The 14,758-nt window shown below is 64.6% G+C and carries 16 protein-coding genes; 9 read left to right on the top strand and 7 right to left on the bottom strand.

Annotated elements, in window-relative coordinates:
* Positions 1-2 precede the first annotated feature (2 nt).
* The 7 genes from AC1DW2_RS31260 to AC1DW2_RS31230 all read right to left on the bottom strand — a co-directional run bounded on the left by AC1DW2_RS31260 (position 3) and on the right by AC1DW2_RS31230 (position 5,349).
* A complete protein-coding gene (locus AC1DW2_RS31260) occupies positions 3-731 on the bottom strand; it encodes an ABC transporter ATP-binding protein (RefSeq protein ID WP_477007877.1) in 729 nt (242 codons plus the stop codon).
* On the bottom strand, positions 724-1,491 hold the full coding sequence (locus tag AC1DW2_RS31255) for an ABC transporter ATP-binding protein (protein ID WP_063979902.1): 768 nt from the start codon (positions 1,489-1,491) through the stop codon (positions 724-726). The genes AC1DW2_RS31260 and AC1DW2_RS31255 overlap by 8 nt, the downstream gene beginning before the upstream one ends.
* Complete coding sequence (locus tag AC1DW2_RS31250) at positions 1,484-2,428, bottom strand: branched-chain amino acid ABC transporter permease (RefSeq protein WP_477007876.1); 945 nt, start codon at positions 2,426-2,428, stop codon at positions 1,484-1,486. Before AC1DW2_RS31250 ends, AC1DW2_RS31255 begins: the two co-directional genes overlap by 8 nt.
* Complete coding sequence (locus tag AC1DW2_RS31245) at positions 2,425-3,342, bottom strand: branched-chain amino acid ABC transporter permease (protein ID WP_028139755.1); 918 nt, start codon at positions 3,340-3,342, stop codon at positions 2,425-2,427. Before AC1DW2_RS31245 ends, AC1DW2_RS31250 begins: the two co-directional genes overlap by 4 nt.
* Before the next feature lie 306 nt (positions 3,343-3,648).
* Positions 3,649-3,867 (bottom strand): hypothetical protein, encoded by a 219-nt coding sequence (locus AC1DW2_RS31240; RefSeq protein ID WP_208084027.1) that lies wholly within the window; start codon positions 3,865-3,867, stop codon positions 3,649-3,651.
* Between the two features lies 1 nt (position 3,868).
* A complete protein-coding gene (locus AC1DW2_RS31235) occupies positions 3,869-4,528 on the bottom strand; it encodes an acyl-homoserine-lactone synthase (RefSeq protein ID WP_071909116.1) in 660 nt (219 codons plus the stop codon).
* A gap of 83 nt (positions 4,529-4,611) precedes the next feature.
* Positions 4,612-5,349: a helix-turn-helix transcriptional regulator gene (locus AC1DW2_RS31230; protein ID WP_477007875.1), complete on the bottom strand. Its 738-nt coding sequence runs from the start codon at positions 5,347-5,349 to the stop codon at positions 4,612-4,614.
* A 165-nt stretch (positions 5,350-5,514) separates the two neighbouring features.
* On the opposite strand from AC1DW2_RS31230, the gene AC1DW2_RS31225 reads away from it, so the two are divergent.
* The 9 genes from AC1DW2_RS31225 to AC1DW2_RS31185 all read left to right on the top strand — a co-directional run bounded on the left by AC1DW2_RS31225 (position 5,515) and on the right by AC1DW2_RS31185 (position 14,555).
* Positions 5,515-5,691, top strand: a complete 177-nt coding sequence (locus AC1DW2_RS31225) for a hypothetical protein (RefSeq protein WP_014491261.1) — start codon at positions 5,515-5,517, stop codon at positions 5,689-5,691.
* A 249-nt stretch (positions 5,692-5,940) separates the two neighbouring features.
* Complete coding sequence (locus AC1DW2_RS31220) at positions 5,941-6,879, top strand: LysR family transcriptional regulator (protein WP_477007874.1); 939 nt, start codon at positions 5,941-5,943, stop codon at positions 6,877-6,879.
* Positions 6,880-7,023: 144 nt separating this feature from the next.
* Positions 7,024-7,902, top strand: a complete 879-nt coding sequence (locus tag AC1DW2_RS31215; RefSeq protein ID WP_071909114.1) for a shikimate dehydrogenase — start codon at positions 7,024-7,026, stop codon at positions 7,900-7,902.
* Positions 7,903-7,960: 58 nt separating this feature from the next.
* Positions 7,961-9,091, top strand: a complete 1,131-nt coding sequence (locus AC1DW2_RS31210; protein ID WP_477007873.1) for an ABC transporter substrate-binding protein — start codon at positions 7,961-7,963, stop codon at positions 9,089-9,091.
* A gap of 238 nt (positions 9,092-9,329) precedes the next feature.
* The gene (locus tag AC1DW2_RS31205) at positions 9,330-10,205 is read left to right on the top strand and encodes a branched-chain amino acid ABC transporter permease (protein WP_063979909.1); all 876 of its coding nucleotides are present in this window, start codon (positions 9,330-9,332) and stop codon (positions 10,203-10,205) included.
* Complete coding sequence (locus AC1DW2_RS31200; protein WP_247312827.1) at positions 10,202-11,200, top strand: branched-chain amino acid ABC transporter permease; 999 nt, start codon at positions 10,202-10,204, stop codon at positions 11,198-11,200. Before AC1DW2_RS31205 ends, AC1DW2_RS31200 begins: the two co-directional genes overlap by 4 nt.
* On the top strand, positions 11,197-11,940 hold the full coding sequence (locus tag AC1DW2_RS31195) for an ABC transporter ATP-binding protein (RefSeq protein WP_071909112.1): 744 nt from the start codon (positions 11,197-11,199) through the stop codon (positions 11,938-11,940). Before AC1DW2_RS31200 ends, AC1DW2_RS31195 begins: the two co-directional genes overlap by 4 nt.
* 9 nt (positions 11,941-11,949) lie before the next feature.
* Complete coding sequence (locus AC1DW2_RS31190) at positions 11,950-12,687, top strand: ABC transporter ATP-binding protein (RefSeq protein ID WP_477007872.1); 738 nt, start codon at positions 11,950-11,952, stop codon at positions 12,685-12,687.
* Positions 12,684-14,555, top strand: coding sequence for a bifunctional sugar phosphate isomerase/epimerase/4-hydroxyphenylpyruvate dioxygenase family protein (locus AC1DW2_RS31185; protein ID WP_477007871.1), 1,872 nt, complete (start codon positions 12,684-12,686; stop codon positions 14,553-14,555). Before AC1DW2_RS31190 ends, AC1DW2_RS31185 begins: the two co-directional genes overlap by 4 nt.
* Positions 14,556-14,758 lie beyond the last annotated feature (203 nt).

Here is a 14,758-nt window from a genome sequence, read left to right as displayed (position 1 = left end):
CGTCAGATGCCCAGATATTTGTGCTGGAGATCCGGCTCCGCCATCAGCTCGACGGACGTGCCGCTCCACACCGTCTTGCCGCGCTCGATGATGTAATGGCGGTCGCAGATGCGGGCGAGGTGGTCGACATTTTTGTCGACGACCAGGATCGACTGTCCCCGGCTCTTCAGCAGCGACAGGCAGTTCCAGATTTCTTCGCGGATCAGCGGCGCAAGGCCTTCGGTCGCTTCATCCAGGATCAGCAGCTTTGGGTTGGTCATCAGCGCGCGGCCGATCGCGAGCATCTGCTGCTCGCCGCCGGAGAGCTGGTTGCCCATGTTGGAGGCACGCTCGGCGAGGCGCGGAAACATCACGTAGATGGCGGCAAGCGTCCACGGATTGCTGCTGCCGAAGCGATCGGCCGCGGCCGCGACGAGATTCTCGCGCACGGTGAGGTTCGGGAAGATCTGGCGCCCCTCGGGAACGAGGCCGACGCCAAGCTTGGCGATGCGGTAGGACGGCAACTGTCGCACCTCGGCGCCGGCGAAGCGGATCGTTCCGGCGCGCGCCGGTGTCAGGCCCATGATGGAGCGGATGGTGGTGGTCTTGCCCATGCCGTTACGGCCCATCAGCGAGACCATCTCGCCCGGCTTGATCGACAGCGACAGGCCGAACAGCACCTGGGAGAGGCCGTAGCAGGTCTCGATGCCGTCGACGTCGAGCAGCGTGTCAGCCATCACCTTTTCAGACATGGTGCGTCACCACGTGCTGGTCGCCGAGATAGGCGCGCTTGACGTCCTCGTTGGCGCGGATCGCGGCCGGATCGCCCGAGGCGATGACGCGGCCATAGACCAGCACCGAGATGCGGTCGGCCAGCGCGAACACCGCCGGCATATCGTGCTCGACCAACACGATCGAGACTTCCTTCCGCAGCTCCTGAAGCAGTTGCACCATGCGCTGGGATTCGGTGACGCCAAGACCCGCCATCGGCTCGTCCAGCAGCAGCAGCTTCGGCTTGCTCGCGAGCGCGACCGCGAGCTCGATCTGGCGGCGCTCGCCATGGCTGAGCCTGGACACCAGGACATCGGCGCGATGGCCGAGCCCGACGCGGTCGAGCGCGGCATGGGCGGCATCGCGCAGGCCCTTCTCCTTGCGCGCATTGGCGAAGAAGCGGAACGAGTGGCCGGCATGCGCCTGCGCCGCCAGCGCGACATTGTCGGCGGCGGTGAAGTCGAGCAGCAGCGACGTGATCTGGAACGAACGGGCGAGCCCCAGCGCGCAGCGGCGATAGGCCGGCAGATAGGTGATGTCGCGGCCGCCGAGCGAGACGCTGCCGGAATGCGGTTCGAGGTGCCCGGTGAGCTGGCTGATCAGCGTGGTCTTGCCGGCACCGTTCGGGCCGATGATGGCGTGCAGCTCGCCGCTAGCTACGTCGAGCGAGACGTTGTCCGTCGCAACGATGCCACCGAAGCGGCGCACCAGCTTTTCGACGCGGAGCAGCGGTTCAGCCACGATTGAGCCTCCCGAGCAGGCCCATGATGCCGCCGCGGCCGAACAGCACGATCAGCAGCAAGAGCGGGCCCATGATCAGCGCCCAGTATTCGGTGATCTGCGACAGGAATTCTTCCAGCAGCAAGAACACCACCGCGCCCATCACCGGGCCGAACAGCGTGCCCATGCCCCCCAGGATCACCATCACCATGAGGTCGCCGGAACGGGTCCAGTACATCACGGCCGGGCTGACGAAATCGGTGTTGTTGGCAAGCAGCGCGCCGGCAAGGCCGCACATCGTGCCTGAGATGACGAAGCAGACGAGCTTGTAGCGTTTTGCCGGAAAGCCGATCGCCTGCATCCGCTGCTCGTTGGAGCGCAGGCCCTGCAAGACGAGACCGAAGCGCGAATTGACGATGCGCCAGATCAGGACGATCACGGCGAACAGGCAGGCGAGGCAGAGATAATAGAACTGCGTGCGGTTCGACAGGTTGATCAGGCCGGAGAAGTCGCTGCGCTTGTAGACGGTGAGACCGTCATCGCCGCCGTAACGCGCGAGGCCGGAGGCGACGTAATAGGCCATCTGCGCAAACGCCAGCGTGATCATGATGAAGTAGACGCCACGCGTACGCAGCGAGAGCGCGCCGATCACCAGCGCATAGATCGCGGAAGCTGCGAGCGCGACCGGGAACTGGATGAAGCCGGAGCCGACGCCTTCCTGCGCGAGCATGCCGACCGCGTAGCCGCCGATGCCGAGATAGGCGGCGTGGCCGAAGCTCATCATGCCGCCAAAACCCATGATGAGGTTGAGGCTCGCGGCCGCCAGCGCCAGGATGACGATGCGGGTGAACAGCGTCAGGATGAAGATGTTGCCGGACAGCTGCGAATAGAGCGGCAGCAGCACGAGGCCCGCCAGCATCAGGGCCGTGACGGCCTTGCTCACAGTGAAAGCCTTCATCGACGGTTGGCCGGAAACAGCCCCTCCGGGCGCACCACCAGCACGATCGCCATCAGCAGATAGATCAGCATGGACGACAGCGCGGGCGCGGCGGTGGAGGCGGCGGCGCCGCTCAGCACCTGCCGCAACAGGTTGGGCAGGAAGGCGCGGCCGAGCGTGTCGATCATGCCGACGAAGATCGCGGCGAGGAACGCGCCGCGGATCGAGCCGATGCCGCCGATCACGATGATGACGAAGGCGAGGATCAGGATGTTCTCGCCCATGCCGATCTGCACGGTGAGGATCGGCGCCTGCATCAGGCCGGCGAGGCCGGCGAGCGCGGCGCCCAGGCCGAACACCAGCGTATAGAGCAGCTTGATGTTGATGCCGAGCGCGCCGATCATCTCGCGGTTGGAGGCGCCGGCGCGGATCAGCATGCCGATGCGGGTGCGCATCACGCCGAGATAGAGCAGCAGCGCGACCAGCAGCGCCACCACGATGATGGCGAGACGATAGGCGGGATAGTGGATGCCGGGCAGGATCGGCACCGGCACCGTGAGCCAGGCCGGCAGCGGCAGCGCAAGCCCGGCCGGACCCCAGATCAGCCGCACGGCTTCATTGAAGAACAGGATCAGGCCGAAGGTCGCGAGCACGTGGTCGAGATGGTCGCGCCCGTAGAGATGCCGCAGCGCCGACATCTCCAGCACGATGCCGAGCACCAAAGTCGCCCCTAGCGCCATCAGCGCACCGAGCAGGAAGCTGCCGGTCCAGGCCGCAAAGGTCGCGGCGAAATAGGCGCCCATCATGTAGAGCGAGCCGTGCGCGAGGTTGACGAGATCCATGATCCCGAACACCAGCGTCAGGCCGGCGGCGAGCAGGAACAGGAGCAGGCCGAACTGCAATCCGTTCAAGAACTGTTCGACGACGAGCAGCATCAAAACTCTTTCAGGCGCACGCGGTGTCGCGCCGATGTTCGAACACGGTCGCCATCAGTGAAAGAGCTCCCCCTGCCTCTTCAAGGCGGAAAAATGGGTAATGGCAGTATCGTTCCGAGGCAAGAGCGATTCAACACCAGACATGCACTTTGTTGCATGCCGGTGCATGCGATCGAAATTGGCCTTGCAAATTGGCCTTGCAAGAAGGCTGCCGCGCAGGATGGGTCAACCTGCCGCACCCAAACGATTGCCCTCCCCCAGGCATGCCTGGGAGAGGGCGCGAAGGTCGACGGAAGTAGAAGGCGTCTAGTGCGACGTCATCTGCCGGGGGAGATCATCCGGCTCGGCCAGCACGCTGTTGGCCGTCGAGGCTTCCAGCGCCGCCATCCGGAACAGATAGGCGAGCGTTGCCAATCCGGTGTCTTCCGCCATCTGCGCCAGCTCGAGCGCCATGTCGGACATGTAGCCGAGATTTTCGTCCTTGGTCTCCGCCATGATCTGGCTGTCCCGCATCATGTTCGACATTTCAGGCGCTCTTTCGTTGCGCGGCAGCAAGGCCGCAGAGGTTGGCACGGGCGACGGCGTCCAGACGCGGGCCGTCCTGTTGTACGATCGAATCCATGCCGATGCGATCATGCAGGGCATCGAGGGTCTCGCGGCGAATGTCGATGGTCGCCGCCATGGTCCAGGCGTTCTCCACCAGTTCGGGCAGACCAAGCGGCGTCACGACGAAGCCGGCCTCATGGAAGCGCGGCAGCCACCAGGTCTCCATGATCGCGCTGACCTGCGCGATTCCCTGATCGAGGCAGAACTCCTGCACCGCTGCCATCAGTTGCAGGTTGAGAGTGCCGTCGCGGCGATCGCGCACGACAAAGTAGCGCGACCATTCCCAGACCAGCGGATTCGCAGGGCAGCCGCGAACCGATGCCAGATGCGGGAAGACCTCGCTCATCATCGAGGGTTTGGTGGTGGGGTAGAGCCGGTGACCGCCGACGACGCGCCGGCCTTCCAGCGCGAGCAGATAGACGGTGTCCTCGTCGTCGTAGGAATCGACCTCGCGGCAATCAGGCCGGCGCAGCGTCTCCCAGTGCCGCTCCTCGACGAAGATGTCGTGGCGTAGTCGGAAGTGCTGCTCGAGTACGTCTTCGTAAAGGTGGCGATTGACCGAAGAAATTGCGTGAATCATGAAAACCCCCATTCAGCCGGAATGAGGGGCAGCCTCTGCGAAAAGAGGCAGGTTCGATATTGGGAAATTTCCCAGTACGTCGCTTAGGGATTGATGAGCTTGTGGCGAATCGCCAGTGCAACCGCATGCGTACGGTTGACGGCACCGAGCTTGCGCGCGGCGGTTGCAAGATGCTCTTCTGCGGTGCGCTGCGTGATGTGCAGGATCTCGCCGATCTCCCAGGCCGACTTGCCCTGCGAGGCCCAGGCGATCACCTCGCGCTCGCGCGGGGTGAGACGCGTCGACAGATGCGGCGCCGGATCCAGCAGGCGGCGAATATGGTCGAAGCCATACATTGCCATCAGGTGCAGTGCCGGCTTGCTGCGGGGATTGAGGTCGAGATGGACGCCGCCGAGCGACACCGCCGCCTCGTAGCCGGTGAGCCCGTGGATCGGCACGATGAAGCCGCGCGACATGCGAAAATCGCCGGCGCGGTTCATCACCTCGGCCGCGCTCGGCTCGAGCTCGGCATCATAGGGCGCTTCCGACCACTCGAACGGATTGACCGATTGCCGGCACAGCCGCACCACGGGGTCGACGCGGTCGTAATTATTCTGGGTGTAGAGATTGAACCATCCTGCCGGCCAGCGCTTGGCGAGCACCATCTGCGCGAACCGCTGATCGGGATTCGGCAACCCCGTCACGATGATGGTCTCGAAGCCGAAGCGACCGAACGCCGCCTCAAGCGCATTCATGGCGTCCGGTACCTTGCGATAGGTCCCCAGGCCTTCGATGAAGTCGAGCGCTTCCCGGCCATAATCTACGGCGTCTACGGCGGACATCGGTACGTTTCCTGAGCCTCGCCGTAGGTATAGCACGTATTTGGGAGCTGCCTCAATTCGCTGCTTCCGTAGTTTACCGGCCCTCGTCTGCACCCGAGATTTAATCTACTTGTGGAGGAAGTGACGTCAAGTTACACCTATGGCGTCTGAAGCGGGAAAATCACGATGGAAGACGAGGACATCGCCCTCAACAGCGTGCTCGGCCTGGAACTCAACCGCGTGTTTTTCGCCGTCCGCGAAACGGCAAACAAGCAGAAGATCATCGAGTACGCGCGCGAAGTGCTGCAGCGCGAACGCGCGGAGCGGCCCGGCAGCGCGTCGCCCGAGAGCCCGGCGAGCTAGAACGCGGTTACAGGTGAGGCGTACGTTCTGCGCGAGCGGCGCCCTTCCATTCGAACGTGCCGATTTTGGCCGAAACATTCTGACTGCGAAGTTAATCAGCAATTGTTGCCGGTGAGCGAGCTGCGCTCTTACCCTCCCCTGGAGGGGGAGGGTGAAGCGCCGCCCGCTCCGTCGCACACTTGCCGCTGGATGACATCACGGCTCTCGTGAGATGATCGCCACCACGATCCTCTTTGGGATGCCCACGACATGATGACGCTGCGCCAGGTTGAAGTGATCCGTGCCGTGATGGTGACGGGTACCATCGGCGGCGCGGCGAAGCTGCTCAACGTGTCGGCGCCGGGGATCAGCCGGCTGGTCAAATACACCGAGCGCACGCTCGGCATCCGCTTCTTCCAGCGCCAGAACGGGCGCTATTTCCCGACGCCGGAAGCCGAGAACATCTTTGAGCAGATCAACGGCGTCTACAAGAAGGTCGACGACCTCTCCGAGCTCATCTCCAAGATCGGCCGCGGCGGTTTGTCGGAATTGCGCATCGGCTCGGTGCCGAGCATCTCCCAGGTGATGGTGCCGCGCGCGATCGAGCGCGTCCGGCGCCGCTACCCCGATCTCGGCATTGACATCAACATCCTCAAGCTCGAGGAGGCCATCGACTACCTCCTGCTCGGCCGCGGCGAATGTGTGGCGATGAGCTATCGGCTCGAGCATTCCGGGCTCGACTTCATGCCGCTCGCCTCGGGTGAGCTCTATTGCATCGTGCCGCCGGGTCACGAGCTTGCCGGCCGCAAGCAGGTCTCGGCGGCCGAGATCACCCGCTATCCGCTGATCGGCATCGATCCCAACGATCCCTACGGCCGGATCATGGCCGGGATCTTTGCGCGCCACCGGCTCGACTACAACATCACGATCCGCGCGCGCTTCGGCACCACGGTGTGTGCGCTGGTGAAGGCAGGGCTCGGCATCGCCATCATCGACCAGTTCACGGTGGCCCATGGCGGCTATCCGGGAATCGAGCTGCTGAAGATCACCGAGCCGACGCGGTTCGAGACCTATATCGCGGTGAAGCGCGGCGCGCCGCTGTCGCTCCATGTCGAGTATTTCATCGAGTCCCTGCGCGCCGAGATGCGCGCGGTGGAGCCGTCCCGCAGCGAGGGCAACGCCTCCCCGGCACGCGCGCGGAAGAAATAACATTATGTTAGGTTTGCCCAATAAATGGGTAATTGTGTTAGGCACGGGAAAGGCTATCGTCGCAACTGGAAGCCCTCTTGGAATTGTGCGGATTTCCCCGCTAATGGCCAGGACCCAACGCTCCCAACGAGACGATAGCCAACCATGTCCAAGCGCGGATACGCCGCCAGCAAGAAGCTTCTCACCGGCCTGATCGGGGCGCCGATCGCGCATTCCGCCTCCCCTGCCATGCACGAGCGGGCCGCCGAGGCGCTCGGCCTGCGCGGTCACTACCAGCTGATCGAGGTCGCCGGCGCCGATGCGGCCGGGCTCCGCATGATGCTCGAGGGCGTGCGGCGGCTCGGCTTTGCCGGCGTCAACGTGACTTACCCTTACAAGGAAGCGGTGGTCCCGCTGCTCGACGAGCTGGCGCCGGGCGCGGCCGCCATGGGCGCGGTCAACACCGTTGTCGCCAAGGACGGCCGGCTGATCGGCCACAACACTGACACGACCGGGTTTGCACGCGCGGTCGCGCCGCTGCTGGCACCGTCCGGAAATGCAGTCGCCGTGATCGGAACGGGCGGCGTCGGCAAGGCGATCGCCTTTGCGCTGGCGAGCCTGAAGGTCTCCGGCCTCCGCATTTTCGACAGCGAGACGGCGCGCGCCGAAAAGCTCGCTTCATTGCTTGCCAGGCACGGTGGCGCCACGGTGGCGAAAAGCGTCGAGGACGCGCTCGATGGTGCAACCGGCCTCGTCAACGGCACGCCGGTCGGCATGCTGCCGAACCGGGGCATGCCGGTCCCGGCGGCCTTGCTGCACGAGAAAATGTGGGTCGCGGACGCCGTCTATTCGCCGCTGATCACGCCGCTGCTGGCAGCGGCACAGGCCAAGGGCGCGCGGATCATGACCGGGCGGGAGCTCGCGATCTACCAGGCCGCTGACGCCTTCGAATTGTTCACCGGCCTTGCCCCATCGACCGAGGTCATGGGAGAGGCATTTGACGAGGTGATGGCGGCACGAAGCGCGGCCTACCACGCAGCGTAACCGAAGCGGCCGGACACAAGGCCGCGGACAACATCAACGAAAAATGGGAGGAGTGACCATGAAATCAACCCTAGTGGCAGGCGCCTTGCTTGTCTTCGCGACTGCAACCAGCGTCCACGCGCAGGCGATCAAGCTCGCCGACGTCGCCGAGCTCTCGGGCGGCGGCGCCACCGTCGGCACCAACTGGAAGAACGGCATCGACCTTGCGATCGAGGAGATCAACGCCAAGGGCGGCGTGCTCGGCCGCAAGTTGGAGGTCACTCACGCCGATTCGCAGTCCAACCCCGGCGTTGCCCGCGCCCAGGTGCAGAAGGCGCTCGACGCCGAGCCCTATGTGCTGCTCGGGCCCGGCTATTCCGGCTCGGTCAAGGTGACGGCGCCGCTCGCGGCCGAAGCCGGCATCGCGCAGATCATGGGTGGCGAAGCCGCCGAGCTGACGCAAGCCGGCAACAAGTTCCTGTTCCGCACCTCGTTCGGCCAGCAATCGTCGATGCCGAAGGTCGCAAAATACATCCATGACGACATGAAGGCGAAGACGGTCGCGGTGGTCTGGGTCAACAACGACTTTGGCCGCGGCGGCCGCGACGTCGTCGTGAAGGAACTCGACCGGCTTGGCTCCAAGGTGGTCGCCGATCTCTCGACTGAAGCGGGACAAGCCGACTTCGCCGCCGACGTCGGCAAGATCAAGGCCGCCAATCCCGACGCCGTGTTCGTCTACCTGAACGAAGAAGAGAGCGCGCGCATCCTGAAAGAGCTGAAGCGCCAGGGCGTCACCGCGCCGCTGATGGGCGAGACCACGCTGATCGGCCAGAAGGTAATCGAGCTCGCCGGCGACGCCGCCAACGGCGCGCGCGGCCATGTCGGCCTCACCACGGACGCACCGGTCGACCTGATCAAGGCGTTCCGCGACAAGTTCGCCAAGAAGTACAATTACGTGCCCGACCATAACGGCCTGAAGGGCTATCTCGCCGTCTACATGGTCAAGGCCACCACCGAGAAGATGGGCAAGGTCGACAGCAAGGCGTTCGCCGACACGCTGCACGGCCTGACCATCAAGGCCGCGGACGAGCCGGGCATCCTGATGGACGTCACCTTCAGCGAGACCGGCGACATCGACCGGCAGAGCTTTCTGGTCGAGGTGGTCGAAGGCAAGCAGGTGGTGAAGCAGGTGCTGCCGAAGGTGAAGTGAGGCTTTTTCGCCTCTCCCTGCGCCCGTCCCGCCGAAGCTTCAGCGAAGGCGGATGCGGGGGCCTCTCTTCTCCCTCGCCCCGCTCTTCGCGGGGAGAGGGTTGGGGTGAGGGGTGATTCTGCAAGGACGGTGAGAGATGGGCTCGCGGATAGAGCCCCTCACCCCGCCCTCTCCCCGTAAGAACGGGGAGAGGGAGAAGCAAGAAGGCGGGGGGACGACGGAGCGGCGAGAGGGGAAAATGTCCAATCTGTTCGATCTTCTGGTCGCGGGACTAGCTACCGGCGCGATCTATGCGCTGGTCGCGGTCGGCTTCACGCTGCTGTGGCAGACCTCGCAGACCATCAACTTCGCGCAAGGCGAGTTCGTGATGCTGCCGGCGTTCCTGATGCTGGCGGCGATGCATGCCGGCGCGCCGTTCTGGCTTGCGATCATCCTCGGCATCCTGCTCTCGATGCTCCTGCTGGGCCTCGCCTTCAAGATGCTGCTGGTCGATCCGATGATGCGCCATGGCGTGCTGCCGCTGGCGATCGCGACGATGGCGCTCGCGATCGGCATCAAGGAGGCCGTGAAGCAGTTCTTCAGCGCGGAGGCCTCGCCCTTCCCCTCGATCGTGCCGACCGGTGATATCTCCATTCTCGGACATGCCGTCTCGCTGCAAAGCATCGGCGTCCTCGTCCTCGCCATTCTTGCCGTCTTCGGCCTGACGAGCCTTCTCAACCGCACGTCGCTCGGTCACCAGATGCAGGCGGCGGCGCAGAACCCGACGGTGGCGCGCATCATCGGCGTCCCGGTCGAGCGCATGATCCTGCTGACGTTCCTGATCAACGCCTTCCTGGTCGCACTGGCGTCGCTTTTGATCACGCCGATCTACCTCGCAAAATTCTCCTCCGGAGAGGTGCTCGGCCAGGCCGCCTTCATCGCGGCGATCGTCGGCGGCTTCAACCAGGTGCGCGGCGCCATCGCCGGCGGCCTCCTGATCGGCGTGCTCGACAATCTCGCAGCCGCCTATGTCTCGACGCAGTACCGCGCCGCCGTGCCGATGATCTTCCTGATCGCCGTCATCCTGTTCCGGCCGCAGGGCTTGCTCGGCCGCGCCGAGGAGCGCACCGTATGAGCGGCTTCGCCAAACCGTTGAAGATCGCGCTCGGCCTCATCGTCATTGCCGGCCTGATCATCGTCCCCATGAATTTCAACCGCTACGGCCTGTTCATCCTGAGCCAGTGGGCGGTGATGAGCATCGCCGCGATGGGGCTCAATTTGACGCTCGGCTATGCCGGCCAGGTCTCGCTGGCGCAAGGCGCCTTCGTCGGCATCGGCGCCTATGCGGCCGCGATCATGACCACCCATGGCTGGCCGCTGCCGGCGGCGATCGTGGTCGCGATTGCCTTGAGCTTCGCGGTCGGCTGGGTGCTCGGCTATCCGGCGCTGCGCGTGCAGCACCATTACCTCGCTTTCGTCACCCTCGCCTTCTCCACCCTCGCCTTCCTGGTGTTCCGCAACGAAAGTTGGCTCACCGGCGGCATCTACGGCATCTCCAACATTCCGCGGCCGCACATCTTCGGCATCGCGACCAGCAAGCCGCTACCGTTCTACTATGTCTGCCTCGGCTCGCTTGCGATCGTGTCGCTGGCGGTGTGGTGGCTGATCCGCTCGCCCTGGGGCCGCGCCTTCATGGCATTGCGCGAAAATCCGCTGCGCGCGCAGTCGCTCGGCGTCGACACAAGGCGCTATACGCTGATGGCGTTCGCGATCGGCTCGGCGCTCGGCGGCGTCGCCGGCGCGCTCTATGCGCCGCTGACGCAATATATCGATCCCGTGCCGTTCAACCTGTCGCTCTCGCTCGACCTCTTGATGATGGTGATCGTCGGCGGTGCCGGCTTCTATTTCGGCCCCTTCCTCGGCGCGATGATCGCGGTGCTGTTGCCGGAATGGCTGCGCTTCACGGAAGGGTATTATCTGATGCTCTACGCGGTCGCGGTGATGCTGCTGTTGATCTGGTCGCCGACCGGCATTCTGGGAATTCTCGACCGCTATCTCGCCGAGCGCCGCACCAAGGCGGCCTCTGCGCTGCGGGCCGTTGCAAAGTCCCGGCTGGAGACGGTGCAATGAGCGCGGTCCTGGAAGTCACCGGCATCAAGAAGAATTTCGGCGGCATCAGCGCGGTCGATGGCGTCTCATTCGACGTCCGCGAGGGCGAGATCCTCGGCCTGATCGGCCCGAACGGCTGCGGCAAGTCGACCCTGTTCAACTGCATCCTCGGCCAGCTCACACCATCAGGCGGCGAGGTCAAGCTCGACGGCAAGGTGGTCACGGGCCTGCGTCCCGCCGAGCTCAACAAGCTCGGGGTCAGCCGCACTTTCCAGCTCCTGCAGGTCTTCCCAAAGCTCTCGGTGCGCGAGAACCTGATCCTCGCGGGGCAGGAGCACCAGGGCAATATGGCCTCGCGCCTGGTCGGCCGCTCCGATGCCGGGCTGACCGAGATCGCCAACCAGATGATCGGCTTCTTCAAGCTCGACCATCTCGCCGACGAGCCGGCCGGCGGGCTCTCCTATGGCCAGCAAAAACTGCTCGATGCCGCCATGGCCTTCATGGGCGGGCCGCGCCTCGTCCTGCTCGACGAGCCCGCCGGCGGCGTCAACCCGTCGATGCTGTCGGACCTGAAGGATCGCCTGGTCGCGATCAACCGCGAGAAGAACGCCACCTTCGTCGTGATCGAGCACAACATGGAATTCGTGATGTCGCTGTGCTCGCGCGTGATGGTGATGGCGGAAGGCAAGGTGCTGGCGATGGGGCGGCCGGACGAAGTGCGGAAAAATCCCGCCGTGATCGAAGCCTATCTCGGACATTAGGAAGCCATCATGAGCGACCCGATCCTCTCGGTTCACAATCTCGTCGGCGGCTACGGCAAGATGACGATTTTGAACGGCACGACGTTTACCGTGCCGCAGGCGACCATCACCACCATCATCGGCCCCAACGGTGCCGGCAAGTCGACCGTGTTCAAGGCGATCTTCGGCCTGTTGAAGCTGCGCGAAGGCAAGATCAGCTTTGCCGGCCGCGACGTCACCAATTTGAGCCAGCGCGCGCTGCTCAATGCCGGCATCTGCTATGTGCCACAGGGCCGCAACATCTTTCCCGAACTGTCGGTGCGCCACAATATCGAGCTCGGCGGCGTCTCCGCCGGCAAGGGCATCGACCTGCCCACACGGATCGAAGCCGCGCTCGACCTGTTTCCCGCGCTGCGCCGCAAGTCGGCGCAGCAGGCCTCCACGCTCTCCGGCGGCGAGCAGAAGCAGCTCGAGATCGCGCGCTCGCTGCTGCTCGAGCCAAAGCTCGTGCTGATCGACGAGCCCTCGATCGGCCTGTCGCCGCTGATGGTGCAGCAGACCTTCGACATCCTGAAAGGGTTGCGCGACCGCGGCGTCACCATCCTGATGATCGAGCAGAACGCGCGCTCGGCGCTGGAGATTTCCGACATCGGAATCGTGCTCGAGCTCGGCCAGACCCGCATGGTCGACGGCGCGAAGCGCATTCTGAACGATCCGCGCATCGGCCAGCTCTTTCTCGGCGGCGCCATGGAGGACAACGCAGCATGAACAAGCGTTCGATCGCGACCGTCTCGCTCTCTGGCAGCCTGGACGAGAAGCTCCGCGCCATCGCATCAGCCGGGTTCGACTCGGTCGAGATTTTCGAGAACGATCTGCTGTCGTTCGGCGCAAGTCCGCGCGAGGTAGCGCAGCTGTGCAAGGATCTCAATCTCGAGATTTGCGCATTCCAGCCGTTCCGCGATTTCGAGGGCATGCCGGAGCCGCAGCGGACACGCAACTTTGCCCGCGCCGAGCGCAAGTTCGACCTGATGCAGGAGCTCGGCACCGACCTGCTGCTGATCTGCTCCAACGTCTCGCCCGCCTCGCTCGGCGGCATCGATCGCGCCGCGGACGATTTTCGCGAACTGGGCGAACGCGCGGCCAAGCGTGGGTTGCGAGTCGGTTACGAGGCGTTGGCCTGGGGCCGCCATGTCAACGACTACCGCGATGCCTGGGAGATCGTGCGGCGCGCCGATCATCCCGCGATCGGCGTCATTCTCGACAGTTTTCACGCGCTCGCGCCCGGCTTTCCGGTTCGCGCCATGGCCTCGATCCCCGGCGACAAGATCTTTCTGGTGCAGCTCGCCGACGCGCCGAAGCTCGAGCTTGACATCCTCTCGTGGAGCCGGCACTTCCGCTCCTTCCCCGGCCAGGGCGACCTCCCGGTCGGTGAATTCATGCAGGCCATCGCGGCGACGGGCTATGCCGGGCCGCTGTCGCTCGAAATCTTCAACGACCAGTTCCGCGCCGGCTCGTCCGCGCAGACCGCGGTCGACGGCCTGCGTTCGCTGATCCTGCTGGAGGATCAGCTTGCACCGGATTGGCCGAAGCTTGTCAGCGAGCCACTGGCGCCGAAGGCCAGGAGCCATGGCACCGGCTTCATCGAGTTTGCCGTCAACGAGACCAAGGCGGTCGACCTCGCCCGCCTGCTCGCGCAGCTCGGCTTCCGCAAGACCGGCAAGCATCGCAGCAAGGCCGTGGAGCGCTGGTCGCAAGGCAAGGTCGAGCTCGTGATCAATTGCGAGACCGACGGCTTTGCGCATTCGCATTACGTCACGCACGGCCCCGGCGTCTGCGCGATTGCGCTCGACGTCGACAATGCCGGCCTTGCCATGCAGCGCGCCGAAGCGCTGAAGACGCGCACCTTCTACCAGCCGGTCGGGCCGGGCGAGCTGGAGATTCCCGCGATCCATGGCGTCGGCGGCAGCCTGCTCTACTTCCTCGATCAGGCCGGCAAGAACTGGGATACCGATTTCGAGCCGGTCGCAAGTGACGCGAACGCCGACGCCCTGCTCGCCGTCGATCACATCGCGCAGTCGATGCCCTACGACGAGATGCTGTCCTGGCTGCTGTTCTACACCGGCATCCTCGACCTGAAGCGGCTGCCGCAGATGGAGATCGCCGACCCCCGTGGCCTCGTGCAGAGCCAGGCGGTCATCAACGCCGACCAGAGCCTGCGCTTCGTGCTCAACGGCTCATCCGCCAACCGTACCCTGCCGGCGCGCTTCATCTCGGAGTTCTTCGGCTCGGGCGTGCAGCACGTCGCGTTCTCCTGCCGGGATATTTTTGCGACGGTCGCCGCGATGCGCAAGCGTGGCGCGGATTTCCTGGATATCCCTGATAACTACTACGACGACATCGAAGCCAAATACGACCTCGCGCCCGACCTGATGGCGCAGCTGCGCGCCAACCACATCCTCTACGACCGCGAAGGCGACGGCGAGTTCTTCCAGGTCTACACCCACATCTTCGATGAGCGCTTCTTCTTCGAGATCGTGGAGCGACGGGATTATCAGGGATTTGGGGCAGCCAATGCCGGGATCAGGCTCGCGGCGCAGGCCCGCGAGGTAAGGCCTGCGAGCATGCCGCGGGTGTAGGTCTTCGCCTCTCCGCGCCTGCGGGGAGAGGCCGGAATTTGCGGCGGCAAATTCCGGGTGAGGGGGACTCTCCGCGAGTCATATGTCCCCCAGGAGCAACGCTCTCTCAACACGTCATTGCGAGCGCAGCGAAGCAATCCAGAGTCCCTCCGCGGAGACAGTCTGGATTGCTTCGCTGCGCTCGCAATGACGATGTGGGGACT

Source organism: Bradyrhizobium sp. P3_C3 (genome assembly GCF_056402655.1).
This window is presented reverse-complemented; position numbering and strand designations above follow the sequence as displayed.

What these genes read in the sequence shown, in the direction of transcription:
- AC1DW2_RS31190 (WP_477007872.1), top strand. Translation starts at nt 11,950, where the DNA reads ATGAGCGACCCGATCCTCTCGGTTCACAATCTCGTCGGCGGCTACGGC.
- AC1DW2_RS31260 (WP_477007877.1), bottom strand. Translation starts at nt 731, where the DNA reads ATGTCTGAAAAGGTGATGGCTGACACGCTGCTCGACGTCGACGGCATC.
- AC1DW2_RS31200 (WP_247312827.1), top strand. Translation starts at nt 10,202, where the DNA reads ATGAGCGGCTTCGCCAAACCGTTGAAGATCGCGCTCGGCCTCATCGTC.
- AC1DW2_RS31225 (WP_014491261.1), top strand. Translation starts at nt 5,515, where the DNA reads ATGGAAGACGAGGACATCGCCCTCAACAGCGTGCTCGGCCTGGAACTC.
- AC1DW2_RS31245 (WP_028139755.1), bottom strand. Translation starts at nt 3,342, where the DNA reads ATGCTGCTCGTCGTCGAACAGTTCTTGAACGGATTGCAGTTCGGCCTG.
- AC1DW2_RS31230 (WP_477007875.1), bottom strand. Translation starts at nt 5,349, where the DNA reads ATGTCCGCCGTAGACGCCGTAGATTATGGCCGGGAAGCGCTCGACTTC.
- AC1DW2_RS31195 (WP_071909112.1), top strand. Translation starts at nt 11,197, where the DNA reads ATGAGCGCGGTCCTGGAAGTCACCGGCATCAAGAAGAATTTCGGCGGC.
- AC1DW2_RS31185 (WP_477007871.1), top strand. Translation starts at nt 12,684, where the DNA reads ATGAACAAGCGTTCGATCGCGACCGTCTCGCTCTCTGGCAGCCTGGAC.
- AC1DW2_RS31205 (WP_063979909.1), top strand. Translation starts at nt 9,330, where the DNA reads ATGTCCAATCTGTTCGATCTTCTGGTCGCGGGACTAGCTACCGGCGCG.
- AC1DW2_RS31240 (WP_208084027.1), bottom strand. Translation starts at nt 3,867, where the DNA reads ATGTCGAACATGATGCGGGACAGCCAGATCATGGCGGAGACCAAGGAC.
- AC1DW2_RS31220 (WP_477007874.1), top strand. Translation starts at nt 5,941, where the DNA reads ATGATGACGCTGCGCCAGGTTGAAGTGATCCGTGCCGTGATGGTGACG.
- AC1DW2_RS31210 (WP_477007873.1), top strand. Translation starts at nt 7,961, where the DNA reads ATGAAATCAACCCTAGTGGCAGGCGCCTTGCTTGTCTTCGCGACTGCA.
- AC1DW2_RS31215 (WP_071909114.1), top strand. Translation starts at nt 7,024, where the DNA reads ATGTCCAAGCGCGGATACGCCGCCAGCAAGAAGCTTCTCACCGGCCTG.
- AC1DW2_RS31250 (WP_477007876.1), bottom strand. Translation starts at nt 2,428, where the DNA reads ATGAAGGCTTTCACTGTGAGCAAGGCCGTCACGGCCCTGATGCTGGCG.
- AC1DW2_RS31235 (WP_071909116.1), bottom strand. Translation starts at nt 4,528, where the DNA reads ATGATTCACGCAATTTCTTCGGTCAATCGCCACCTTTACGAAGACGTA.